Source organism: Nostoc sp. (genome assembly GCF_036917775.1).
Lineage (GTDB): Bacteria > Cyanobacteriota > Cyanobacteriia > Cyanobacteriales > Nostocaceae > Nostoc.
The window spans coordinates 21,492-46,359 of the sequence record NZ_JBALEQ010000059.1 but is presented as its reverse complement, the minus strand read 5'-3'; the positions used below and the strand labels follow the sequence as shown (position 1 = coordinate 46,359).

26 protein-coding genes are annotated in these 24,868 nt (G+C 42.4%); 13 read left to right on the top strand and 13 right to left on the bottom strand.

All coding sequences use genetic code 11. The features are described from left to right. Positions 1–163 precede the first annotated feature (163 nt). Positions 164–1,474, bottom strand: a complete 1,311-nt coding sequence (locus V7K69_RS10120; protein WP_335033849.1) for a glycosyltransferase — start codon at positions 1,472–1,474, stop codon at positions 164–166. A gap of 210 nt (positions 1,475–1,684) precedes the next feature. Between V7K69_RS10120 and V7K69_RS10115 the strand changes: the two genes are divergently transcribed. Beyond that, on the top strand, positions 1,685–1,906 hold the full coding sequence (locus tag V7K69_RS10115) for a hypothetical protein (RefSeq protein ID WP_335033845.1): 222 nt from the start codon (positions 1,685–1,687) through the stop codon (positions 1,904–1,906). A 381-nt stretch (positions 1,907–2,287) separates the two neighbouring features. Beyond that, complete coding sequence (locus tag V7K69_RS10110) at positions 2,288–2,665, top strand: hypothetical protein (protein ID WP_335033843.1); 378 nt, start codon at positions 2,288–2,290, stop codon at positions 2,663–2,665. A gap of 90 nt (positions 2,666–2,755) precedes the next feature. Here the strand turns inward: V7K69_RS10110 and V7K69_RS10105 are convergent, their stop codons facing one another. The 4 genes from V7K69_RS10105 to V7K69_RS10090 form a co-directional block, all read right to left on the bottom strand. After that, positions 2,756–3,181, bottom strand: coding sequence for an SDR family oxidoreductase (locus V7K69_RS10105; protein ID WP_335033847.1), 426 nt, complete (start codon positions 3,179–3,181; stop codon positions 2,756–2,758). A 10-nt stretch (positions 3,182–3,191) separates the two neighbouring features. Continuing rightward, the gene (locus V7K69_RS10100) at positions 3,192–3,437 is read right to left on the bottom strand and encodes an SDR family NAD(P)-dependent oxidoreductase (RefSeq protein ID WP_335033841.1); all 246 of its coding nucleotides are present in this window, start codon (positions 3,435–3,437) and stop codon (positions 3,192–3,194) included. Further along, on the bottom strand, positions 3,434–4,864 hold the full coding sequence (locus V7K69_RS10095; RefSeq protein ID WP_335033839.1) for an aromatic ring-hydroxylating dioxygenase subunit alpha: 1,431 nt from the start codon (positions 4,862–4,864) through the stop codon (positions 3,434–3,436). Before V7K69_RS10095 ends, V7K69_RS10100 begins: the two co-directional genes overlap by 4 nt. Before the next feature lie 163 nt (positions 4,865–5,027). Continuing rightward, entirely contained in the window at positions 5,028–5,168 is a 141-nt protein-coding gene (locus V7K69_RS10090; protein WP_308189921.1) for an aldo/keto reductase, read from the bottom strand. Between the two features lie 430 nt (positions 5,169–5,598). Between V7K69_RS10090 and V7K69_RS10085 the strand changes: the two genes are divergently transcribed. Continuing rightward, positions 5,599–5,892 carry a hypothetical protein gene (locus V7K69_RS10085; RefSeq protein ID WP_334838146.1) on the top strand — a complete coding sequence of 98 codons (294 nt, stop codon included), beginning with the start codon at positions 5,599–5,601 and terminating at the stop codon, positions 5,890–5,892. A gap of 22 nt (positions 5,893–5,914) precedes the next feature. Here the strand turns inward: V7K69_RS10085 and V7K69_RS10080 are convergent, their stop codons facing one another. After that, positions 5,915–6,205 carry a hypothetical protein gene (locus V7K69_RS10080; protein WP_335033834.1) on the bottom strand — a complete coding sequence of 97 codons (291 nt, stop codon included), beginning with the start codon at positions 6,203–6,205 and terminating at the stop codon, positions 5,915–5,917. Next, positions 6,205–7,533 carry a mechanosensitive ion channel family protein gene (locus V7K69_RS10075; RefSeq protein ID WP_335033832.1) on the bottom strand — a complete coding sequence of 443 codons (1,329 nt, stop codon included), beginning with the start codon at positions 7,531–7,533 and terminating at the stop codon, positions 6,205–6,207. The genes V7K69_RS10080 and V7K69_RS10075 overlap by 1 nt, the downstream gene beginning before the upstream one ends. A 128-nt stretch (positions 7,534–7,661) precedes the next feature. Between V7K69_RS10075 and V7K69_RS10070 the strand changes: the two genes are divergently transcribed. The 8 genes from V7K69_RS10070 (at position 7,662) to V7K69_RS10035 (ending at position 11,947) form a co-directional block, all read left to right on the top strand. Then, positions 7,662–7,898 (top strand): hypothetical protein, encoded by a 237-nt coding sequence (locus V7K69_RS10070; protein ID WP_335033830.1) that lies wholly within the window; start codon positions 7,662–7,664, stop codon positions 7,896–7,898. Positions 7,899–8,025: 127 nt separating this feature from the next. After that, the gene (locus V7K69_RS10065; protein ID WP_335033828.1) at positions 8,026–8,151 is read left to right on the top strand and encodes a hypothetical protein; all 126 of its coding nucleotides are present in this window, start codon (positions 8,026–8,028) and stop codon (positions 8,149–8,151) included. Between the two features lie 545 nt (positions 8,152–8,696). Further along, a complete protein-coding gene (locus V7K69_RS10060; protein ID WP_179076655.1) occupies positions 8,697–9,110 on the top strand; it encodes an element excision factor XisH family protein in 414 nt (137 codons plus the stop codon). Beyond that, positions 9,098–9,433, top strand: coding sequence for a XisI protein (locus V7K69_RS10055; RefSeq protein WP_012413009.1), 336 nt, complete (start codon positions 9,098–9,100; stop codon positions 9,431–9,433). Before V7K69_RS10060 ends, V7K69_RS10055 begins: the two co-directional genes overlap by 13 nt. A gap of 152 nt (positions 9,434–9,585) precedes the next feature. Continuing rightward, positions 9,586–9,900 carry a hypothetical protein gene (locus tag V7K69_RS10050; protein ID WP_335033824.1) on the top strand — a complete coding sequence of 105 codons (315 nt, stop codon included), beginning with the start codon at positions 9,586–9,588 and terminating at the stop codon, positions 9,898–9,900. 60 nt (positions 9,901–9,960) lie between these two features. Beyond that, positions 9,961–10,971 (top strand): tyrosine-type recombinase/integrase, encoded by a 1,011-nt coding sequence (locus tag V7K69_RS10045; RefSeq protein ID WP_335033822.1) that lies wholly within the window; start codon positions 9,961–9,963, stop codon positions 10,969–10,971. A gap of 3 nt (positions 10,972–10,974) precedes the next feature. Continuing rightward, positions 10,975–11,439, top strand: a complete 465-nt coding sequence (locus tag V7K69_RS10040; protein WP_335033820.1) for a hypothetical protein — start codon at positions 10,975–10,977, stop codon at positions 11,437–11,439. Between the two features lie 190 nt (positions 11,440–11,629). Further along, positions 11,630–11,947 carry a hypothetical protein gene (locus V7K69_RS10035; RefSeq protein ID WP_335033818.1) on the top strand — a complete coding sequence of 106 codons (318 nt, stop codon included), beginning with the start codon at positions 11,630–11,632 and terminating at the stop codon, positions 11,945–11,947. Positions 11,948–11,988: 41 nt separating this feature from the next. On the opposite strand, the gene V7K69_RS10030 is transcribed toward V7K69_RS10035, so the two are convergent. The 6 genes from V7K69_RS10030 to V7K69_RS10005 all read right to left on the bottom strand — a co-directional run bounded on the left by V7K69_RS10030 (position 11,989) and on the right by V7K69_RS10005 (position 18,258). Next, on the bottom strand, positions 11,989–13,836 hold the full coding sequence (locus V7K69_RS10030) for a mechanosensitive ion channel family protein (RefSeq protein ID WP_335033816.1): 1,848 nt from the start codon (positions 13,834–13,836) through the stop codon (positions 11,989–11,991). Positions 13,837–13,885: 49 nt separating this feature from the next. Then, positions 13,886–15,061 (bottom strand): PrsW family intramembrane metalloprotease, encoded by a 1,176-nt coding sequence (locus V7K69_RS10025; protein ID WP_335033814.1) that lies wholly within the window; start codon positions 15,059–15,061, stop codon positions 13,886–13,888. Then, positions 15,058–15,531, bottom strand: a complete 474-nt coding sequence (locus V7K69_RS10020; RefSeq protein ID WP_335033812.1) for a hypothetical protein — start codon at positions 15,529–15,531, stop codon at positions 15,058–15,060. Before V7K69_RS10020 ends, V7K69_RS10025 begins: the two co-directional genes overlap by 4 nt. A gap of 931 nt (positions 15,532–16,462) precedes the next feature. Continuing rightward, positions 16,463–17,164, bottom strand: a complete 702-nt coding sequence (locus tag V7K69_RS10015; RefSeq protein WP_335033810.1) for a hypothetical protein — start codon at positions 17,162–17,164, stop codon at positions 16,463–16,465. A 93-nt stretch (positions 17,165–17,257) separates the two neighbouring features. Further along, positions 17,258–17,821 carry a hypothetical protein gene (locus V7K69_RS10010; RefSeq protein WP_335033808.1) on the bottom strand — a complete coding sequence of 188 codons (564 nt, stop codon included), beginning with the start codon at positions 17,819–17,821 and terminating at the stop codon, positions 17,258–17,260. 59 nt (positions 17,822–17,880) lie between these two features. Further along, complete coding sequence (locus V7K69_RS10005) at positions 17,881–18,258, bottom strand: hypothetical protein (protein ID WP_335033806.1); 378 nt, start codon at positions 18,256–18,258, stop codon at positions 17,881–17,883. Between the two features lie 789 nt (positions 18,259–19,047). On the opposite strand from V7K69_RS10005, the gene V7K69_RS10000 reads away from it, so the two are divergent. Further along, positions 19,048–20,622 (top strand): AAA-like domain-containing protein, encoded by a 1,575-nt coding sequence (locus V7K69_RS10000; protein ID WP_335033804.1) that lies wholly within the window; start codon positions 19,048–19,050, stop codon positions 20,620–20,622. 194 nt (positions 20,623–20,816) lie between these two features. Then, positions 20,817–24,827 carry an AAA-like domain-containing protein gene (locus V7K69_RS09995; RefSeq protein WP_335033802.1) on the top strand — a complete coding sequence of 1,337 codons (4,011 nt, stop codon included), beginning with the start codon at positions 20,817–20,819 and terminating at the stop codon, positions 24,825–24,827. The last annotated feature ends 41 nt before the right edge of the window (positions 24,828–24,868 follow it).

Here is a 24,868-nt window from a genome sequence, read left to right as displayed (position 1 = left end):
TGTTTAATACCTAAGATTATTCATACTTTTGCTAAGTCTCTGATTAACTCAGCCCTGCTGGGTCATTTTGCATGGCTTAGTCTAAACTCCAGGTATAAACTTTCACTTGGGACATTTACTCCGATTGTGGCTGTGATGATGTATTTTAATTGTCTGGGATTTCTCACTCAATCAACCCCAAATGCCAATGAAATGCTTCAACTGCATTCGCCACACCATCCTCAGCCCTGATTTTCTCACCTAACTCTTGTGCTTTCTTTCGCATCACCTCATCGCCCAGTACGATTTCAATCGCTGCTGCTAAAGTTTTATCTGACACTTTCTTGTACGGTATCGGCGCAGGGCTGACTCCTAACCGAGTTAGCTTTTCACCCCAAACTGGCTGATCTGCAAAAAAAGGTACAGTAATTGATGGTGTCCCTGCACGTAACACTGCTGCCGTTGTACTAGCTCCTCCGTGATGTACTACTGCTGGCACTTGAGGAAACAGCCAATCATGTGGAACTTCCTTGATCACAAACACTCGTAGCGAATCCTTTACATTCACTGTTCTTCCAACATTTCCCCAGCCTGACAATATAATCCCGCCTTGATGTGTTTTCTTTAAGGCTTCTACGATGTAATGTGTGAGATATTCTGGATTGGGCATCGTCATGCTCCCAAATCCAAAACACAAAGGTAATTGCTTTCGCCCAAGAAAATCCTCTAGTTCCAGAGGTGGCTCGTATTCCGAGGCTTGGTCAATAAACCAAAAACCAGTTACATATACCCATGCAGGCCAGTCACGGGGTCTTGGGATTACGTGTGAGCTAAATCCATACAATACAGGGATTCGTGATACATTCCCCGGAGTCTTCTGTCTAAAGCGTCTGCCCAAATATGGTAAAGGCGGCAATTTCAAAGTTTCTGTTCTGAAGTGATTGAGCAGCGGACGATATCTTTGCCAGTGCAAAAACTCTACTAGCAAGTAGCTGCCATAGTTGATTAATTTCTTTAGCGGGTTTTTAGTTATTTGAGCAAATCTCAAAAACCCAAACATCCCTCTGGGAGTCAACGGCAGAACTGATGCAAAAAAGCAAGGTACGCCTAATTTCTCTGCAATGTGATATCCAAAGGTAGCTAACGGCGTGTAGATAATTATCTCACTTCCCTGACACGCACTCCAAGCTGATTCCAACTGTTGAAGTAAAAGCTTATCTCCTTCTTCTTTTTTCAACTTTTCTCCCGCAATCAATCGCTGCCCTTGTTTCGATTGCAGAAACTCTTCCATATTGCCAGCGATCGGTGCAAACTTTAAATCGAACTTTCTAACAAAAGATGCAAAGTTTTCGTGTGTTGCGATTGTTACCTGATGCCCCGCGCGTTTCAAGCCAATAGCCAAAGCGCAGTATGGTTGCAAGTCTCCTCTTGAACCTACTGTTAGGATCGTAATCTTCAGTTTCCGGCTTGGTGCTATAGGTAGACTTTGGCTCAAATGCTTTTTCCTGCTGAAAACGTAATGATTCAAAAATTGTACTAATTTCCTGTGCCTATCTATCAAGACACTACAATTACGACAAAGAACTTTATCAACCTTAAACAAGTGACATTTAGCAGTTTTATGATTAATGCTCCAATACAGACACTCAATCTAAAAGTGTCTTTGTCGCTCAAATTAATCTCTCTACAACAAAGGAATCATCCCATGACTATAAGTATACTCTCATTGAAGATAACCAAAATTCGTTGGGCGGACATCATTGAATATCCCCAGCATGGAGCTAAAAGTAAGGTTCTGCTAGAAGATGGAAACTGCCGCTATACGCTGATGTCTCTGGCGGCAGAATCGACCATTGCAGAGCATACCAATCCTTGCAATGCGACTGTGAATGTAATTGAAGGACAAGGCCGAATGGCACTAAGATAAGCGCAAACCCTCAACCATCTATTTATTATCTGCTCATTAGGAGTCAAAACCGCAAAACAATCTTGAAGTACAGTTATAAGGAAAGAAGCGATCGCTTAATACTTGCATCTGTGCAACTAGATTATGCTAAGGCATCTACCCGAAAAAGACAAATTCTTCAGCAAGGGACTGTATTTCCCATCGATTTGGATACTTTATTCTCAAAGAAAGGGTAATTTCTATGTTAACCAAAACATAAACGTTAATTTCTCAGTGTAAGTGCATCTCAAATGCTATTGACAAGTAGGTTTAGATATACGATCATTAATTAGCAAATTATTGACAATTAAGCTTATTTGTTATTAATTCTTTCCTTAACTAGGATAATCTAAAATTGCTTTGATGCTTGAAGATATAATAATTACTCTGCTAATTTGCAGTACAGAAGAAAAGAAGCTTTACTTCGAGGTGTCCCTCTCACTTTTTAAAAAAGTTTCCACCTGGAATCCTGAATTGTCAGCAGTGCCTTTATCAATGAGCGAGGCTATTGAAATTGGTCGGGCTGAAGCTTATCGAAAGCGACCTCAATTCAACTCTTATGTATGTATAGCTGCCTCGATTCAATCTCTGCAACCTCATCCAAAGCCATTTCTATGGTATTGGCATATTGTGTTTGCCCCAGAAATTGATAAGCATATTTATTATTTAGATCGCAGTGAGATCGTTTTGCTTCTGGACGGTACAGTAATTGAGCCAAAAGTTATTAATATTTCAAATTAGTTCCTACTTTTTTAACAAATTCGGCGAAATTCCCCGTCCCTCTTCTGTAAGCGCTCAGGGACAGTCAAAGCAATTCACGCATGACCAATTTTATGAAATGGTCAAAGGAATCCCATTATCTTTGGGTTTTAAATTGAGAATAAACGGAACAGCTTTCAATACCCAATCGGACACTGGTGTATAATTAGCAGCTTCTTCTCCAAAGCTAATAGAAAGCATATCTGTATGAATAATCCCTGGATTAAGGGGTATAGCTGCCATCCCAGTTGGCAATTCTTGTGCCAAAGAACGAGTTAATCCTTCTATTGCCCACTTGGAAGCGCAGTATGGGGCAACTTGGGCTGAAGTCGAACGTCCCCAGCCAGAACTAAAGTTAACAATAATACCCCGTTTCTTTTTCACCATTGCTGGTACGAAATAGCGAATTATATTCGCTACTCCTTTGATATTGATATCTATTAGATCCGAAAATTCTTCAGATGGTATTTCCCACAAAGGTGCTGGATAATTGGTAATTGCCGCATTATTAATTACTATATCTGGCGGTGAATATTTTTGAAGTACGAAAGAGTGCCCATTTTTTTACAAGCTGTTCATTTGCTACATCTACAGATGTGAAATCGTTGGTAGCACTAAATTTCTGGCGTATTTTATCAATAGCATCTGATGAACGGGCGCAACCAATAACAGTATGTCCCTGTTGAATAAAACCCTCGGTCATCGCATAACCTAAACCTTTGCTTATGCCTGTAATTAAGATGAGCTTACTCATATATTTCTGGTATTATTAGATTTCAGTTTTTTTTCGGGTCGGTTTCGTGGAGGTAAGGTTCGTCCATCATAAAACTGAATAACTAACTTACTTAGTCCGAGCCATGCTAGTGCAAAAATTAAGGGAGCTAGAGTTTCAATCACAACTACTACAACTGATGTTGTCTGAAAAAATAAAAAAAGCATTGGAGTCCAAGCCAAAGTAAGTACTGTTGCAACTCCACTCCCAAATCTCAATCGCTCAATAATAGAAAGCGCCGAGCTACAACTGGCACATTTTTCCGTATGAGAATGATACCTCTCCAGAAGCACGGACTTTGCCAATGGGGGAGAAAAAGTCTCTTTGCCAAATGGTTCAGCATTATATTGGTTTACCCACTGACGCAATTCAAATACAAAACTATCTGCTTTGGTTGGAAGGTAAAAGGCTTTAGTAAAGTTAGGGCTACCTCCTTTAGCTTCAAGATACCTTTCTTGATAGTGGAGAAAAATTTGATCGTCTTCTAAAACACCATTTTGTCCAATGTGGTAATACCAACGCGGTCTGAGCTTAATAAACCAACCTGGAAGTTTATCAGGAAACTTAAAAGGAAAACGTGCAAATACACGACATTCTCCTTTACGTATGGGTGTAGCATAAACAACGGTTAGAATTCTACCACGCTGGGAGTTGATGTCATGCCACATTAAACTTGGAGCGACGAAGGTTGTAGACAACTCTCCTGATTGCCCTGGTTTCAAACCTTGTTTCCAAATCCCTTTGAATCCATGTTTCCCAGATTCAATCACTTCAAGTTCCAAAGGTGCTGCATTTGCCCTATTTCCTACCGTTTTATGATGTGTAAACGATATGTGGCTAGGGTCTAATATATTTTCTAATAGGGTTAATGCATCATAAGGTACATCTCTAAATGTATTAATTACAACCCATCCTTCGGGAGATTCTTCTAATGGTTCAATAATTGGGACTTCGGTTTTGGCAGCATTTTCATATTCACCAACATATACAAACAGTAGTCCTTGTTTTTCAATAACTGGTAATGATCCTACACAAGCTCGTTTTGATGTCTCTGCTGTTCCACCTTTGACTTGTTGAGGAATCCTTTGACAATTTCCATCTCCAGAAAAAGCCCAACCGTGATACGGACATTCCAAAAGCCCATCGTCACTTATCCTGCCTTCAGACAACGGTGCTAAACGATGAGGACACTGGTCTTCAAAGCTTCTCCAAGATTGAGCAAGTTTATCCCACCAGATTACAATATCTCTTCCTAACACTGTAAAAGGGGTTGGTTTTGATTTGTCTAAGTCCTCTAAGTAATGAATGGGATACCATGTCTCTTTATAATCAAAACTATTCGGATCGCTGCCACCCGCAGGCTGTTTTGAGTGAAAACTATCTCTGACGTTAACTTCTTTCTCAAGCATTTTTGATGTTTATTAATTTTTATTGCCTACTCTCAGATTTATTTTAGCTAGTATGAACATTGGCTGTATGGCGATCGCATTTTCATAAATGATTTTATGAATAGCTACTAAGCTCGACTTTATCCAAAATTAAGAACTTGGTTCTCCTTATGGAGCAAAAGCCCTAGCTTTTTGGCAAAAACTTTTTCCATTCGCTAAAGCCGATGTAACGAGCTTTTCCCTGACGCACTACCTCAGCGAGTGCCGTCATGGTTTCTTCTAAAGGCGTATTTTGAATCGTAGCGATGGCATTGGTACAGGTCAACGTATGTCAAAAACCCAAAAGAATTTTGACTTCTAGACAATGATCGAATGGCACTAAGATAACGCCAAACCAATTACCTATAAGGCTTTTGGGTGTCGGGTGTCGGGTGTAGTGAAGAAGGAAAATATTTATGTTCGTACTCGATATTTGGTTTTCTTAATTTTTCCCGAACCTGCAACCTTACCCCCAACACCCTGCCTACACAAGCTTTCAGCTTTTCTTAGTGCCATTCGACAATGATCCTACTGCGATCGCTTTTAGGCATCTGCCCGAAAAAGATATTTATGTCCAATTAATAAATTCTTCGGCAAGAGACTCGTATTTTCCATCGATTTGGTGTACCTTGTTAATTCTGTGCAATTATTAATACTCATCTTCTCCCAACTTTACCCAGACAAATTTTAAGTCAATGCCTTCAAGGGAACAGCCAATGAAAACTTCTAATGATACAGATATTAAGAAAATCATCAAAAAATCCGACAAGCTCACCCTGAGACAGATGAAGTTAATCGAAGAAGCAGAAGACCAACAACTTCTAGCTAATACTGTCAATTCTCCAGCCCCTGTGGTTGAGGTTGAGGAGAAACCAGTAGCGATTTCAGAGCCTAGAGTTCCCGACTATATTCCATTCCTTGACAATCCTCCAGTACAATCTGTGGGCAATTCCGGCTGGCAGGTTTCTGATGTCTGGCGGGATATTCGGGTGGATGATTTTTGTGGGTAGACTCTCTATGATTACAATGCGTTCATATATCTACACCCTCTGTGCCCCTTTCAATTGGATCGGTTGAATCTATGTATGACTCCTGATTTGATAATCGTTCAACCATCTGTATTAAAGCTAACTGCATTTCTGGCGTAAATTCCAACTGACCAGAACGCAGATGTAAATCTAACTGAGCAAAAGGAATTTCAATTTCTCGTTGCTTTAATACTTCGTAAATAATGTAGTATAAATCACTTTTGAGCAAAAATTGTTTATTAGGTTCCGTAGTCCAGACTAATACAGCACTTCCGGCGGCTATCAGGTACACCATCAAATCTGAAAGCTATGATAGGAGAGGGGTAAGAGGAAAATTGTATTGCATAATAGCCGGAAGCGCTGTAACTCAAAATTTAAGGTGTTGTTGCCAAACTCTTTAAACAGTACTAGAGGCAAAGGAGTCTGCAATACATTGGGATGCTTAGAAGCAGCCTCTAACAGAGCAGATTGCACTGCTTTGGGATCTGAGCTATAGGCAACGCCAACGGGGAGATGAAGGCGAGAAATCGGGTTGCGATGGCTCCAGTTGATTACTTCTTTTTCCAAGAAGCGAGAGTTGGGTACAATAATTGAAACGTGGTCAAGAGTACGAATCTCGGTACTTCTGGCACCGATTCGTTCGACAATACCTGTATATTCCCCAACTTCGACAAAATCTCCAACCTGAATGGGACGCTCAAATACTAGTACTAAACCACTGCCAAAATTCTTAGCAATATCCTGTAAACCAAAGCCAATTCCAACACTTAAAGCACTTGCTAAAATTGTCAAAGAGCTAATGTCAAGCCCCCAGATTTGTAGCAGTACCAGTGTGCCAATAAAAATTAGACCATATTTTAAAAGTATTATAATCGCCTCTTGAGCGCCACGATTGATGACAGTCAAAGAGAGAATCCGAGAACGTAAAAAATTGGTTAACGTTCCAGCAAAGATAACTAAGCCAAACAATAAACCAACCAAAACTATTAATTCAGTAAGAGAATAAGGATTTTTTCCCAACGTCAGAATAGGTGAGGTGAAACTGGTAATTAGGATATTTGAAATTTGGTAGCTCCATTGACGAGTGAAAGGAAAGAGATTAGTGATATAAAGAATCGCACTCATCCAAAGTCCGATACGCATACTTGCCAACACTAATTTGAAAAATAATTCTAATACTTTAAGTGTTTCCGAATTAGGTATAGCATTGCTAGTTGTTAGGCGAAGTGAGGCTACTCGGATAAATTGATGCTTAATCCATCCCAATAGCCAACTAAATCCTACAGTTATGAGTAAAATTGCTGCTGCTATAAAAGTTGTTCGTTGAAGATAAGTTTTAGTTCTCTCTAAATGAGCTTCCTGTAACGCTCCTTCAATTTGCTGCGCCCAAATGTTAGCCTGCTCATCGAGTGTACTACCTGGTAAAGTATCTTGTTGTGTAACTGTTAACAGATAGCGGTCATTTAATAAAATAGTAGGTAGCTGGTTGCGTTTTTCAATTTTAACTTGAATAGACTCAGAAGCAGAAATCACATTTTTTAATTGTGAGTTGATTAAATTTGTCCGTTCTTGAGCGCTATACTGACCAGAATCGCTGATCTGAAAAAGCTGTTGTCCATCCAAAATAACTGGAGCTTTAGTTAATGCTTGAGCAACTACAGGAGTAGGCTATCTATAAAAATCATGCCTGGGTAAGAGGATTACTGATTTCTACACCTGATGCTGAAGAACACTACTTTCACAATTATGAAATGGAGGCAATTCGTTTAGGAGTCCAATTGCGAAAATACATCTTTGAGGATATTCCAGTAATTAATGACTGCAAAAATGCTGTCAGATATTTACATGCTCGATACGCCCTCATTGGCTGGCAACCAAGAAATTGTGTGACAGCAGCTCACAACCTAAAAATATCTCAAGCTACTAAGGTTTACAATGAACTTCTCTGGGATGAAGATTGGCTAGATGAAGAAGACGAAATTTATTAGTCAAGAACAAAAAACTCTACAACACTGGAAAATATGCTCCTCATTACTGATAACTGGATAATAATAGAGTTACTGGGAAATAAGCCCAGAAATCTTTGAAGAGCTTAACAGCGATGGCGTAACCATCATGAGCCAGTGGCGAAGTGGCGATCGCTCTAGTAATAACGTAGCGTGGGTGCGGCGTACAGACTCTTTCAAGCGATTTATGGACGGATGCTTGGAGCGGGGTAAAGCACTTAACAGAAATTGTTAAACTTTTTTATTCCCATAGACTAAGGCAACCGCCTGAGCAACTTTTGTAAACTATCTTTAAACCAAGTCAAAGTTATAGTTGCATTGTGCATATAATAAGTTACGGCTAACTATAACTGGAAGTTAGCACCCTGTAAATGGTTATCGCTTGGATGACGCATCAAAGGCGATACCAAGACAAGCAAAATTTATCGGCAGCGTAATAGAAACTATTCCGTTGCCAACATGCACCCTCCGCGATCGCATGTTGGTGAAAGTGTTGTATATCAAGGGAAGTAGTTTTAATCGTAGTTAATGTCGGATAAAAGATAAGGGTATGTTATTTTGTATTGTAGTCTTGTATTACAAAGTAATCTAAAGCATAATGTGAGCAAAGTTTAGATTTAAAGGATTTATGTGCTGGAGTCGATAGTCAGTACCAAGTTGAAATCTATGTTTAAATGTTTTACTGTCGAATTGTCACTGTAAGCATAAGATGAGCAAGTTGCTCACTTTATGCTTACAGTGACAGCAGTATTAAGGTTAGTGTGGCTTTGGTGTAAAACTATGGCTCGTGATTTATTCCACAATATAGTGAGGTCTGCATTAGAAAAAGAGGGTTGGGTAATTACAGATGATCCGCTCAATATTAGGTGTGGCGGGGTTGATGTTCAAATTGATTTAGGTGCAGAGCGACTTCTAGCTGCCGAAAAAGCAGGAGAAAAAATAGCAGTTGAAATCAAAAATTTTGTGAGTGCCTCAAAAATTTCTGAATTTCACATGGCGCTAGGACAATTTATTAATTATCGAACAGCGTTGCGTGTTGAAGAGCCAAATAGAAACTTATATTTAGCTGTACCATTGGTAACTTATAACGACTTCTTTAACTTGTCTTTTATCCAAACTGTAGTCAATGAAAACAAATTGAAGTTAATTATTTACAATGTGGAAACGGAGGCAATAGAACAATGGACAAATTAAATGAATATCGAACAAAAGTTAGGCAACTCTTAACTAAACATCTCCAGTACAAGCCTAGTTACGGAGATGTGGAAGTAGAACAAATTTTTGATGAAGAACATGACCATTATCAAATTATTAGCGTTGGATGGAATAATCAGCATCGGATTTACGGGCCAATAATGCACTTAGATATCAAGAATAATAAAATTTGGATTCAACAAAATACAACGGAAGCGGATATTGCTTTAGAATTAATGGAAATGGGTATAGATAAACAAGATATTGTCATCGGTTTTCATACTCCAAAAATGCGTCAACTCTCAGGATTTGCTGTGGAATAAACACGATACAGAACGCAGATTTTTTCCACCTATTAAATTAATTTCGATTGAGTATGTATTAGTTAATAGAGAGCTATAAGGTAGTAAAAGGACTACTTTATTTTGTATAAAATCGGGCAAGCTTTTGTTGTGATAGCCACCAGTTGTCAATCATGCTTTATTACAAACTCGTAGGACATACCCCTGTTGCTGTTAATTCATTGTCAGAATGGCAAGATTATTTACACTCAGTACAAGATTCAGGACAACATCTAGTTGCCGAAACTATAGTTGGGGATGCCAAAGTATCAACTAGTTTTTCGGGATTCGATCTCACTTTTGGAGATCCCCCGTTGCTTTTTGAAACAATGGTTTTGGGTGGGCCTCATCACGGGAGAATGCAGCGTTATTCTACATGGGAGCAGGCACGCTTCGGTCATGATCGTACCGTCATAGAAGTCATGACTACCTCACCACCAGATGAGTAATCTCAACTTAGAATAGAGTTATATTTAATACTTAAAACGTAATAATTTACACAGAACTGGATGAACTACAGCGCAGATTCTTTACCTGAGATCAAACTTATTCCCCTTGATCGTGAAGCTCTACATTTCACACAGCCAGGAGAAACTAGAAGACCACCAACCGATATTCGGTGGGTAAAAGTTCTGGAATTTTTACGCAGCAACAATCTCGCACCCAACAGCCGCAAGCTTTACGAACGCGAACTGAAGCGGTTTTTGGCGTGGAGTGAGCTGCACTATCATGAACTGCGTCCACGTCATCTTGCGCTATATAAAGAATATCTACGTGATGAAATACGGACTGATGCAGGTAATCCCCTTTCAAAAAGCAGTATCAATGCGGGAATTGCGGCACTCAAAAGCTTTTTCAAATGGATGTGCTATACGTATCCTGAAATTATTTCTACTAATCCAACACTGGGGATAAAACTAGAAAAAGTGCCACTGCCACCAGCGCAAAGTTTGACCCCTGAAGAAATGGAACAGGTTTGGTCAGCGTTGGAATTGCTGGGAGAAACAAAGCAACGGGATACAGCACTGGTTCACATTCTCAGTCATGGACTCCGGGCTGGGGAAGTTGTGCAGTTAAATGTTGGCTCATTTGATGGCAAGCTGCTATTTTTACCAGACACCAAAACTAATGAACCGCGCCTAGTGCCACTGCGAAAAGAGAGTCGGGAAGTCGTGGCAGATTATTTACAATTGCGCTCACAGCAAGGAGAGGTGTTGTCCAGCCTTAGCCCATTAATGATTTCACACCATGCTTCATACAAAGGTGAACGCTTGAGTTATCACGGCATTTACTTCGCGGTGGAAAAAATTGGTGAAATAGCTCACATTGAGGATTTGCACCCTCACTCCTTTCGTCACACCTATGCCACTGACTTATTGCTATTGGGAGTTGACCCCAGCCATGCCCGTAAGTTAACAGGACATCAAAGTGAGAAAGCGTTTCGGCGGTATACGCTTCGCAGTGAGCAAGAAGCTGCGATCGCTGCTTACTATCGTGCAATCGGCGAAGAAGTGGAATAAGGTATGCCCAAGCCACTTGATCCAAAATGTCAGCTATGTGCCAAGTTACCAACTGCCCAAGCTAAAGTTTTACATGGAACAGCAGGGGATGGATGTTGGAATCCCAAAGTCTGTCATAATCGCCGTTCGTTTTACCGCAACCGCTCTCAGAATAATTCAGCAGAAATTGATGCGATCGCAGTCGAACCACCAGCAACATATTTTGCAGTGCTGTATTTGTATAAAGAACCAGGGGATAAACCATTACACGCGTTAGGTGCAGAACTCTGGCTGGGGCAACAGCCTATTTGTCGCTTAGAACCAATTCACTGCTTTGGACTAACGGCTGGCAAGATCCGCGCCTATACAGATCAGGTGTTGCAGGCTTTTGCAAAACAATACAGTGTTTCACTATATCAATATAAGGAGCTGTTCGAGATTGCACCAACACATTGTCCAGTGCGTCCTTGTCCCTTGCACCCTGACTGATCGTCATACAAGCGAGCGCTCTAGCCTCACTCACAACTTTTGCCCCACTCACGTAACGCTGAGGTGTTGTTCATCGCACTGGCAAGGTTTTTAATACCATGCCCATTAGCCGCAGACATTCCTGGGCATTCTCTTTGGGTGGTTCTTGTGTCAGCGATCGCAAATCAATTCTAATCATTTGGTAAAAGTTATGAAACGTTTATTCGCTGGCAGTTTGGCTGCCTTACTAACAAGCACCACTGCTATCAGTAGTATACCTACACCAGCCCAAGCACTGACTGCCGCAGAAGCCATTGGTATTGGCGCAGCTGCTGTAGGCATTGGCATCTTAGCTGGTCAACGTAATCGCAACCACAGGCATTCAAATCATCGGGGAGATAAGGAGCGAGAATATAGAAGAGGTATGAGAGATGGTGAAATAACAATCACCACAACTCATCAGATTACGTTCGGGGTTATAGAGAAGGTATTAACCTCAGACGCGATAGGTATGATAGGTATTGACTAATATTGGATATTTTTTTCACTGCAAGTTTCTTACATCAAAGGCTAATTTTGAAAAGGAGACTTTGCCAACTCTGTGTTGTAAGTAATCCATTGTGGTCTGCCGATCTGGATATTGTTTGCTTCAAAGGCTAGGCGCACTCGTAGACGGAACTCTCGCCCAACATTCCATTGTTCCATCGGTGCCGTTTTAATCCAAACGCGCACTAGCATACCCGTGTGGGAGAGGTCATCAATGCCCAACACTTGGGGCGATTCTAGCAGGCGATCGCGCCATTCAACTTCGCTATACAATTGCTGGGATACTTGCCTGAGAATCTCTAAAACCTGCTTCGGGTCGTTTTCATAGGCCACCACAATAGAAAAGTCTACCCGCGACCAAAGGCGGGTTAAGTTGTTGACATCAGTGATATTGCTATTAGGAATGGTAATTAGCTTACCTTCGCCATTGCGTAGTTGAGTCACGCGTAGGTTGAGATTTTCCACCAGTCCGCTTTTATTGCCAATCTCAACCACATCTCCCACAGCAAATTGATCCTCCATCAAAATTAAGCAGCCATTGACCAAATCTTTCATCAAACTTTGGGAACCAAGGGAAATTGCAATACCGATGACAGCACCCCCTGCCAAAATTGAACTAGTGGGTACATTAAAAATATCTAGAGTCCGCAAGATACCGAAGGTAATGAAAACAAAGGTGATTAATCCTTTTAATGCCCCGGAAACTGTTGCAGATCGCAGGGCAATCCTTTGAGTTTCACTCAAAGGGATAGAGGGATGGGTTGTCCAGACATCGGTGATGTAGTCAATTAAGCTTTTGCCAATCCGAATAACAACACTGATGAAAAACCAAATAATCAGCAGCGCGAGGGGACGGGCTAAAGCTTCACTCCACCATCTCATCAGGTAGGGGACACGAGACATGATTACCACAATCCCGATGTACCATACGAGAATAAACGCCCAAAACAGTAGCAAGGTGAGAAAAGAATAGATCCCCAGTTGGCGCTTGAGAGTGAACTGTCGCTGGATGATTTCTAGAAATTGCGATCGCTGATGGGCGATTGTGTGTGCCTCTGGTTCGCTGGTGTCGATTGCCTGAATATTGGCCGATGTTTCTGCCTGAGAGCGTTTGACCGCAGCCTCTTTTGCCTCAGCTATATGCTCTTGATAACGAGCTTGCAATACCGTCTGTTTGCGAATTAGAGTTCGCCGCAGGAACCATAACACAACACTGCCCAACACCAAGCCGATGCTGATTTGTATTGCCTGCCCAACTCGTTGAGACAATACATTAGGTGAGAAGAGTCGCTCGATGCGTTCCACTTCTGCTTGTAATATTTTTTGCCACTCCTGGGCCAATTCCTCCAGTGTTTTCCCATAGTAGTCAGCATCTGGCTCTGTCACTGTCACCAGCCTTAAAGAACGGGTCGTTTGATCATCATTGAGCTGAAGGATTAGGCGGTTATTCAGGGTGGCAACAGAAATTATGGGAGTTTCTTTGGCTTTGTTGGCTCTATCGAGCGCTCGCATCAGCCGTTGCGTAATTTCTTCAGCACGTACTTCCACAGGAAGACTTCCCTCTGGCGGTTGGTCGCGATTAAAAACAGTGGGAGAGACAACCTTAAATAAAAGGTTTTTGTCTAGTGGTGAATTCACGTTGGCAATTTCATATTCACCGAGACGGGTGACGCCTTTAGGCGGTTTGTGCGGATCGTTAGAAGCGGCGGTGGGTGACGAGGATAGTTGACTGTGGGCGATCGCACTCCAACCAAATACTATTGCGATCGTCATCACGCTGACTAGCACAAACCGAATTATTGAATGGAGGAAGCGATTAAACAGGAACATAATCTCTGGTAAAGTGATTGAGCAACTCGATCTTGGAGTCATGCTCTACTGTATCAGGCACTCTCGATCGCCTCGGCATTTCGGCTGGAATCTACTCTAATCGACCTAACTGTGCGGCACCGCGCACCCTTGCAATCTCCGCACGCGCGGCTTTGGCTGCCGGACTATCGAGACTGTCCGTAGATGCAATTGCCGCTGCAAGATCGATCGCCGCATCAAGTATGAACCCAGTGCGTTTTGCCGCGTCAGTCCCGGATGAGGACTTGATCTCTCTTAGGTAAGCTCGCCGATCTTTCGGTCGGTTGGAAATCGCAGCCAGTTCGGCTTCTGTCACGATTCCGTTTGCAACATCGTCAGCCAGCAGGACGCGGACAAACTTGCGCTGACGCTGCTCGGAGAACCGCCACGCAAACAAAATCGCAACCGTTCCAATGGCGATGCCAATGGGACCGAAGCCGATAAACCCCATAATGGCATCCCAACAGCCATGAGCCAGACAAGCCGACAGATAGAAACCTACCAAAACGGCGAGCCGATGGCCGAACGAACGATTTTTCGCTTCGAGGAAGTAGCCAAACCCCGTACCCGCAACCGCCGTGAAGAGCGAGTGACTCCAGAAACCGACCGATGTGCGCGCTACCAATACCTGCAACGCACCAGCAACCTGCTGCGACCCAAAGCTGGCGTCGGGGGCGCCCACAATGTAAGACACGTTTTCAAAGACCTGAAAACCAAGACCCACAAACGCACCAAGCAGAAACCCGTCGTAGGCGTTGCGGAAATGGTTGCGTGCTAGTAAAGCGAGTATGACAAGCCCGACGAATTTGGAGCTTTCCTCCACGATGGGTGCCGTGATGGCCGGACTCCAATGGCTATAAAAGTCGAAGCTGGTCAGCTTCGCAAATAGCGATAGGATTGCACCATTGCCAGGGAGCGCCATGACCCACGGCGCTACTAGTCCGCCCCAGAGAAAGCCGAGCAGCGCGAGCTTGGCTGGCTCACGTTCATACCGATCTTTGTGGGTGAGAAACCAGATCCAAGGCAGGCAATAGAGTGCCTGAGACGAGAGGGCGATGAACAGAGCGCTGGGATAGATGGCGTTGCCGAACAAAAGTCCGCAGAAGACGTAGGTACCTTTGAGTACGAGAAACCAATACAGATAGCACGCCGGGTTGTGCGGCTGAAAAAATCGGACGGAATTGCTCCAGCCTGAACGATCGATGGCAGCCTTGCGGATTGTGTCCTCACTCTTTGAAGTGCTAATCACGAATCGCCCTCCTTTGGTTTAAATGTGATGCTCTTAATCATGTCAGCGATCGGTTGCTCCAGTTGTGTGGAGGCAGCGGCCGGGCCCTTCACAATCACTTCGACTCCCTGACCTTTGCCATCGACGTATGCAAGCAGTAGACCAGTATAATCGGAACCATTAATTCTCTTAGCTACTCCGGCAACCTTTTGCAGTGTTGTAACGGGAACTAATTTACCCTCGACAACAAATTCATTCTGGTCTTTCACGATCTGGTTGAGGAGTTCCTCGGCAGTTCCCTTCCAGACGCCGCTCTTGACGCTAAACGTGACGCCATCTTTGGAGACCACTGCGTTTGATGAACTCCCGGCAGGGAATGGGATCTTAGTTAGCACCCAACCTTGGGTTGGCGTAAAACGTACAGAACCGACATTATAAACTGTCCCTGCTAAAACCTCCTTGTTATGAACAGCCTCGTTGATGGCTGGCATGACTCCCGACCATAAAAACACCACAAGATAAACGCTCACCGTCGGCCAAATCAGCCGGCGATCGAGTCCAAGCAGTCGATATTCAACTGGTACAGCGGCTTCGTGTCTTAGGGGGGACATACAATTTTCCTTTTTGCGGTGCTAAACAGGCAGGGGAGCAGGGGGAGGAAAAGTCGTTGTGATTCCGAAAATTGGATAATTTATTTTTTGGAGTTCCCTTATATTGGGCAGAAAATTTCTGCCTAAGATCCCGCACATAATACGCTGTTGGAGGTGTTTAGACTGTTGCACTTCCAGCGATCAAGAAAACTGTTAGAAGCGATACGTTTATCGCATCGCTTTTAACAGTTTTCAAGCTTTTCTCTAGTATTGAAAAGCAACCATCACAAGATACCGACTGAAAGTTCAAAAGGAACCGTTCGATTTCTGTCCTTACTGCCACCCTTTAGATACACACGAACTGTATAGTTACCACTCTGTGACAAACGAACGTTTCCGTCGTTGCCCGATATTGAGCTGTTATAAATTGCCCGATCTGTGCTGCCTGGTGGGAGAATGTTGAAGTATGCTGATCCTTTGGTAATCAACGAAACCGACATCCTCTGCCCTGCCCGCGCATTCAGAACATAGTCGTGGTAGTGGTTGCCCGTGATCGAAGACCGCATAAAAGTGTTATCGTTGCCAGCGGAAAACCGTACTGTCGTATGAGCCTGAGCTAACGACGGTGCAGTGAAGCTAAATGTGAGCGATGTAGTGATAACCGAGGCGGCTAAAACACTACGAATAAGAGTCAAGGCAGAGTTTTCCATGTGATAGTTTCTCCGTCGCAAACAATTCATTGTTTATTGTTCTAATTAATCAGCAAACCAGTTTTCAACTGCGAAGACATGGGTTTTGTTTTTGTCTTGACGAAACCCAACAATACAGCAAACTAGAAACGAGTTCTGCTACTGCCCCAATCGCCTGAGTTGCACTCGCCCCGAAACTTTTCAATCCCATCTATGGCGATCCTGCCACTGCGCCGGTCGATATTAACACGCGGTTTATTTAGTCCGTTCATCCGGTATCTTCCCGTAATGCGATCGGGCGAAACCTGAAGGTTGTCGAGTGTCCACCATCCATTGTCACCACCGGAATTGATCGGCGCGATGAGCTTTCCGCCGAGATGGATTTTTCCCTGTGTATCACGGATTTCGACCTGAACCTCGGAATCGAAGTCGCTAGTCGTTGACTCTATGCGATTACTTGCTTCGTAGCGATTGCGGCGATCGTTCCATTCATATCCATAGCGGGTTGTGACAGCCGGTTTGCGACCTTCACCATAGCAGATCAACGTCAGACCTTGGCGCGACGAGCTGCTATTATGATTGTCAGATGTGTGCTGTTCCCGCAGGTAGCTATCGATCGCTGTCTGGGCTTTACGGATTTCTGTTGAATTACAGGATCGACCCCGTTGAAGGATCTCTCCTTGAGGGTTAAAAAGGACAGTACAGCCTCTTCCTGATGTCATACCAGTCACACTCAAATTACCGTTGTCTAAAGTGTCAATCACTGCTTGAGCGTTAACAGGATGAGTGACTGTCAGAGTTAATAAACCCACAATAGTAGGGGCTAATGTTCGCAAGCTTTTCATTAGTTGCATTCAGCCTACATGAATTTGTTTGGAAACTCTATCATTGAGAATTTCACCAGTGTCAATTGGTTTAGACACAAGAACGGGATTAGATTATCTATGGCAGTGATGCCAATCAACGTAAAAGATGTTTTGATAGCGACCGTTTGAGGTAACGATTTCTACACACTTACCTGAGTTGCCTTCAACCCAGAACGAAGCAACAGAAGTATTTGACACTTTTTCGTTACGGCGATAGGTATATCCCCGCCGCCGCAATTCGCCCTCTGCTTGACCAGCCCTCGCTCCTACTAGGTCTGGCAAAGGTCGGGAAGACGAATTGCCTGTATTTTGAGGACGTTTCCTATCTCCGCGATCGCAATCTGCCGTAGTTCCGGTATCAACCAGAGAGACGTAGCGACCTTGTTCTGTCCTCACACTAATGCACCGACCTGTTTTAGTTTGAGTCCAAAAGCTATAAGTAGAATCATCAGATTTTTCAGCCCAGCGAAACCTATAGCCCCGTTTTTGGAGTATGCCTTCTCCATCTCGTCCGCGAACATTCACTAAATCTTGAATTCCGCGAACGGGATCTCCAGCATTTTGAGCCTGGGCATTGAGAGCGATCGTGATGATTAGGGAACTCACGATGATCGGAATTAAACGGTTTATTTTCATGTTGTTTTCTAAAGAGTGCAAATAATCTTAGGAATCATTACAAATTGGATTGCTTTAACCTAAAGTGCCCCTTCATTGGTATCAGAGAAGTAGTAGTTGTAAAACTCAGTCCCCGTTTTTTTGTTAATCACCACAACCTGCTTAGTACCTCGGTCATAGATGACGCGCACTTGCTCGTTTTCGCCAATGAATGTATTGCCAGATGTCCGCTCCAGATAGCCGTGGAAGTTAAATTCGCCCTCCGTAATTTGGATGACGATTGTATTTTTGTCCAGTACTGTCATGTAGGTGACAGGTTTAGAAGATTGGGAAATGATGATAGAAACAGGTTCAAAGCTTTGAGCTTGGGCAGAGCTAACCAGCCCCTCCATGCTCCAAAAAAGACTGCCAGCACTGATAAAACAAAGAGGAACGAATTTTTTATTGATGCTTTTCATAGCGATTACCCAAAGCGAATTTGAAAGCTTCATACAAAAACAAGCAAATTAAGTAAAATAAATTATGATTTCGCCTTCGATTTAATAGAGAGAATGAAGGCACAAAAATTTCAACTAGGAATAGTGGTTGTAGATGATTGGGAAGGTTTTAAGCTGATTTGCAGAAGTATTTGACCTAAAAAGCATTGAAAAACTAATATATTTACTAATATGGCAAAACTTTAGTTCTCAATATAATAAATGAGATTTATCAAATTTTGATAGTTTTTAATACAAGTAAATTGCTCCTGTTTCTTGTATTTCCAAAGGAGGATGACTTTCATTTGCGTTGTCAGCTTCTTCAACAGTAACCTCGACAACTCGATCTTTTAATTTAATAGCATACTGCAAGAAATAATTGGCACTGCCCTTAAATCTGTCATATTTTCTTATTTACTTCAAGCGCAGATAAATCAGTTAAACTAACTTACCCGCAAATTAGCTGAAAACACTCGTGTATAGTCTGTAGCTTTGGCAATTGAAGGATTGAGCAAAGGTACACTTCATTCAGTAGCAATATTTTGTATTTTTATATACGTGTCTTGAATACTTGTTTACGTACACCTCTAAAGATTTTTTAATATTGTTTTATTTTGCCACGACCAAAAAATTAATTGAGATTTTTGCAGTTCAAAAACCTCACTTACATCAGTTAAGGTGTAGTATATATCTGTTAATATCTAGATTACAGCAATTAAAACATCACATACGTCATTTAAAACTGAAAGAACGCTTTTAATAAAAATTAATATGAAAACAACTAAAAAATCTCATTCAGAGATGAAAGTAGACAAAAATAAATCACTGCGAAAAAGAGGAGCAGTTCTGACTGTTGTTGGGTTGAAGAGATTGCAAACTGCAATTTTAGAAGAAGAGAGACAAAAAAGAGGAAGTAAACGTTTTACCCAAGTAGAATTAAGCGATCGCATTGGAATTTCTACCTCTAGTTTAAGCCGTTTATGGTCTTTGAATTCGAGGATAGATCCGCGTACCATACGAATCTGCTTTAGTGCTTTTGATTTAGTGTTGTATGAGAATGATTACACCCTGTATGATGCAAATGACATTGATTATCACCAGGAATATTCCCAAGAACAGCGACAGGTGATAGTTAGAGATTTATCTGAAAATTCAGCTAATGCAGATTTATTACCAGAAAGTGAATTGTCGGGGGAACAACAAACAATCACACCAAAGATAGCATCATCTCAAATTGTTTCCGTATTTCTCGGTGAAGAGAAAATTAAGAGTGAAATTACATTCAACAAACAGAGCGATTACAACGATGGAGCAAAGATTAGTGAATATATAAAATATCCCTGCGCTCCTTTATCTTTAGATTCTAAATTCTATATTCCTCGTCCTCCATTAGAAGAACTAGCATATCAAGAAATCACGCAACCGGGATGCGTCATTCGCATTCAAGGTTGTCGAGGTATGGGTAAAACATCTCTAATGTTGCGGATTTTAGCTCGTGCCAAAGTCTTAGGCTATGAAACTGCAAAACTCAATATCGCTCAAGTTGATATTGATGTTTTGCAAAAACCTCAATCATTCATGCAATGGTTAGCTGCTAGTATTGCTCGTCAACTAGGCATAGAATTTAATGTTGATAAACATTGGGACGAAGAAATTGGTAGTAAACTGAGCTGCACTCTTTATCTAAAAGAATGTTTGCTTGCACATTTAGAAAAACCTTTATTATTAGTATTAGACGAAGTTCAGCATATTTTTGAATATCCCGATCTAGTCAATGAATTTCTACCTCTGTTACGTTCGTGGCAAGAAGAAGCGCAACAGGATGAAGTATGGACAAAGCTACGTTTGGTGATTGTTTACTCAACAGATGTTTGTCTTTCTCTTGATATTAATCAATCTCCCTTTAATATTGGGCTACCATTGAAATTATCAGAATTTACTTCTGAACAAGTAATTGAGTTAGCAAACCGCTATGGAATTGATTGGCAACAAAACAAGCAAGTGCAGCAATTAATGGAGTTAATCGTGGGACATCCAGCATTACTAAATATTACTCTTTATCATCTGCGCTATCATAAATTAACCTTAGAAGAAATTTTGCAGACAGCAAGCACAGAACTAGGAATTTATCGCCAACATTTACAAAATTTATTAAATAAATTACAAAAAAATACGCAATTATTAGATAGTATGAAAATCCTTTTAACAAAAGATAAGAATATCGATCTAGATATATTAACTGCTTACAAATTAGAAAATATGGGATTAATTAAATTGCAGCAACAAAAATGGGTAATTAGTTGTCAATTATATCGAGATTTCTTGAAAAAATATCTGGTATTGTAATTAGAGGTTGTTTGAAAAGTGTTGTTCTGTGGCTTTAAGGCGCTTCTAGATCCCCCCTCTTAAAAAGGTGGGAACTGAAATCAAAATCTTCCAATTTATCGGGAGATTTAGAGGGATCTAAAACTTTGAATACTGATAATAAAACTTTTCAAACAGCCTCTTAGACAAAGTTCAGCAAATAATGATTTGCTATTATGAATAAAAGTATTTACAAAGTTGGTGGTTGTCTCAATGCTAATGCTGCTAACTATGTTACTAGGCAAGCAGATATTGAGCTTTATACAGCCCTGAAAGCAGGGGAATTTTGCTATGTATTCAACTGTCGCCAAATAGGTAAGTCTTCACTGCTGGTACATACCAAGCAACGATTACAAAATGAAGGCTTTAATTGTGCCTACATTGATATTACGCAGATCCGTAGTCAAGAACTCACCCCGACACAATTTTATAAAGGAATAATTGTCAGCTTGCTGCATAGTTTTGGACTAGCTAAAAAAATCGATTTTGCAGCTTGGTGGCAAGAACAAACTGAGTTATCACTCATACAACGCTTGGGCAATTTTATTGAAGAAATTTTGCTAGTCAATCTGAGTAGCAATCGCATTTTTATTTTAATTGATGAAATTGATAGTTTGCTGCAATTAAATTTTGGCATAGATGATTTCTATGCTTGGATTCGGGCTTGTTATCAACAAAGAGTCCATAATTCTGAATATGAAAGACTGGGTTTTGCTTTATTTGGCGTTACGACTCCCTCTGATTTAATTCAAGATAAACTCAAAACACCTTTTAATATCGGTGTTGCTATTAATTTAGAAGGGTTTACATTAGCAGAGGCTCAACCTCTGGTAGTGGGTTTAGAGCAAGTTGTGAGCAATCCCCAAGCGGTATTTAAAGAAATTATCGACTGGACTAATGGACAGCCATTTTTAACGCAAAAATTATGTCAGTTGGTGGTAATAACCAAGCAACACCATCACAGCCAAGAGATGAATCTAGAAAGTAGCAACGGCAAAACTAGCCCGCCTTTGGAGATTACACCAGGTAAGGAAGCGGATTGGATAGAGTGTTTAGTGCGATCGCAAATCATTAAAAATTGGGAATCTCAGGACGAACCAGAACATTTACGCACAATTCGCAATCGCCTACTTTACAATATTCAACGCGTTAGTAGATTACTCGGTATCTATCAGCAACTTTTACAAGCTATTCCTGTAGCAGCCAACGATAGTCGAGAACAGGTAGAACTGCTGCTTTCTGGTTTGGTAGTTAAACATCAAGGATATCTGCAAATCCGCAATCGCATATATCAAGAAGTTTTCAATTGGGAATGGGTAGAGGAACAGTTAAATCAATTACGTCCTTATTCGGAAACACTATCAGCTTGGATTGCTTCTCAAAAACAGGATACATCCCGACTTTTACGGGGACAAGCCCTGATTGATGCCCAAAAGTGGGCGCAAAACAAAAGCCTCAGCGATTTAGATTATCAGTTTCTTGCCGCCAGTCAGGATGCAGAACAGCAAGAAATCCGGCGGCAATTTGAGGCGCAGCAAGAAAGCGAACGGTTCTTTCGGCAACTAGCAGAAGCAATGCCCCAGATGGTATGGATTGTAGAGCCAGATGGTAGGCTATCTTATACCAACCAGCACTTAAGTACTTTTTTGGGGCGATCGCATTCGGAGGTGACAGATTGGAAAAGCCTGGATGTGGTTCATCCTGAAGATCGCCTTAATAACCTTGCCGCCTGCAAACATTCTGTAGAAACCAACTCACCCTATGAAGTGCAACTGAGAATACAAGATGTCGCGGGAAACTATCGCTGGTTTCTCAATCAGGCGATTCCCATCAAGGATGGAAGCGGACAGACGGTGAAGTGGTTTGGCACCAGCACCGACTTAGATGATTTGAAACAACAAGAAGAATTGCGGCGACTGCAAGAAGTTGAAAAGCGACTGCAACAAGAAAAACGTGCCAGTCGCTTGCAAAAGTGGCTACTGGGAACTGTTAGTATTGCTTTTGTCATCGCCAGTTCTCTGGGAATGTATGCCTTTGCTCAAAGATATCAAGCCACTCTCCGAGAAATTGAAGCGATCGCCAATGTTTCCGAAGCTCAGTTTGTCTCTGGGAATCGATTAGATGCTTTAGTCAGTGCCATCAAAGCCCAGACTCGATTGAGCAAATTGTCGGATGTGCCTACTGAGTTACTTACCAAGGTAGATCGAGAATTGCGCCGTGCCACCTTTCAAGTCATTGAACGCAACCGCCTGAACGGTGAACAGGGAAAAGTGCGGGGTGTTGCCATCAGTGCCTACGGACAGACAATCGCTGCTGCTCACCAACAGGATAAGATTACTCTGTGGAAAAGCGATGGCACATTGCTAAAAGTACTTAGTGGTCATCAAGGAGAAGTCTTTGATGTCACCTTTACTCCCAAAGGCGATAGAGTGATTTCGGCTGGGCAAGATGGCACGGTGCGACTGTGGAAGCTGGACGGCACACTGGTTAAGAGACTCAACGGACATGAAGATTCGGTGCGATCGCTCGCCGTCAGTGCTAACGGACAATGGATTGCCTCGGCTAGTAACGACAGAACAGTAAAACTTTGGCGTATCGACGGCAGCTTGATTCGCACTTTCAAAGGACACAGCGATGCAGTTTCAAAGGTGGCGTTTAGTCCTGTTGATGCTAACATCCTAGCCTCGGTCAGTGATGATAATACTCTCATCCTCTGGAATCTGGAGGGTAAGAAAATTCGGACACTGAATAATCCCATCGCACCCAAAAAAGGCAAAAACCGTTTGATGAGCGTCACCTTCAGCCCTGACGGACAAACCCTGGTAGCTGGAGACTGGATTGGTAATGTTATTTGGTGGACTGTCGCTGGCACTTTATTGCAAACCGCCACAGAACACGATAGCAGTGTGGTGACTCTCGCCTTTAGCCCCGATGGCCAAACCCTCGCTTCAGCTGGTTGGGATAACACAATTAAGTTTTGGAACAGCGATCGAACTGTCAATCAAACCCTGTCTGCCCATATCAACGGTACATGGGAAGTAGCTTTCAGTGCCGATGGTCGTCGTTTGATTTCCGGTGGCGAAGATGATTTGGTGCGGTTGTGGCAGCTGCAAAGCGAGATTCTCACGGTATTGCGTGGTCATCGTGCCTCTGTTTGGCACACGCCGATTAGCCCTGATGGGCAAACAATCGTTTCCTCTAGCGCTGATGGTACGATTAAGCTGTGGAATCGAGCCGGACAACTGCTCAACACCTTAACCCCGCCATCGGGACAGGTTTGGTCGGTGGATATTAGCCCAGACGGGAAGGACATCGCCGCAGGTAGCGATGATGGTTCCTTGAGCTTATGGACGATGCAGGGAAAACCCTTAAAAACGATCTCAGCCCATAACGCAACAGTGCGGGATGTGATGTTTAGTCCCGATGGGCTAGAGATAGCTTCCATTAGTTGGGACGGCACTGCTAAACTCTGGAAGCGGGATGGCACTTTCATCCAAACCCTGAGCGAGTCCCTACCCAAAAACCGCGATCGCCTCAACGCTGGAGCATTTAGCCATGATAACCAATGGTTAGCGATCGGCGGTCGAGATACGTTTCTTCGCCTCTGGCATCGGGACGCGAACGGAAAATTTCCATCTCAACCGCAATTTACCCTCAAAAGTCATAAAGAGACGATTTGGGATGTCGCCTTTAGTCCTGATGGAAAGTTCGTTGCCACAGCCAGCGAGGACACGACAATTAAACTGTGGTCGTTAGATGGTAAATTAATTCGCACCATTCCCGCCCACACAGATCGGGTAAATGGCATCACCTTCATTCCCCCTCATTCTGGACTCCCCGACAACTGGGGTACTGTCCTAGCCTCTGCCGGTTGGGATAATACTGTGAAACTGTGGTCGCTAGATGGCATCTTGCACGCTACTCTGGAAGGACATGAACAGCGAGCATTGAATGTTGCATTTTACCCCGCTACTCATAATCAGGGAGCATTGCTAGCATCTGCCGGCTTAGATGATGTTGTGATTCTTTGGCAACTCAATCGCGTCTTGGATAATAACCAGATATTGCACTCTGGTTGTACGTGGATACGAGATTATTTGCGATCGCATCCAGATTTGAGCGATCGTCAATCTCTTTGTCAGGTGAAAAAAACGATTCTTCCAGCCTACTCGAATACATCCGGTTAAGCTTGTTAGCCAAAGAATTTCATCAAGTTATTTCATGGTTG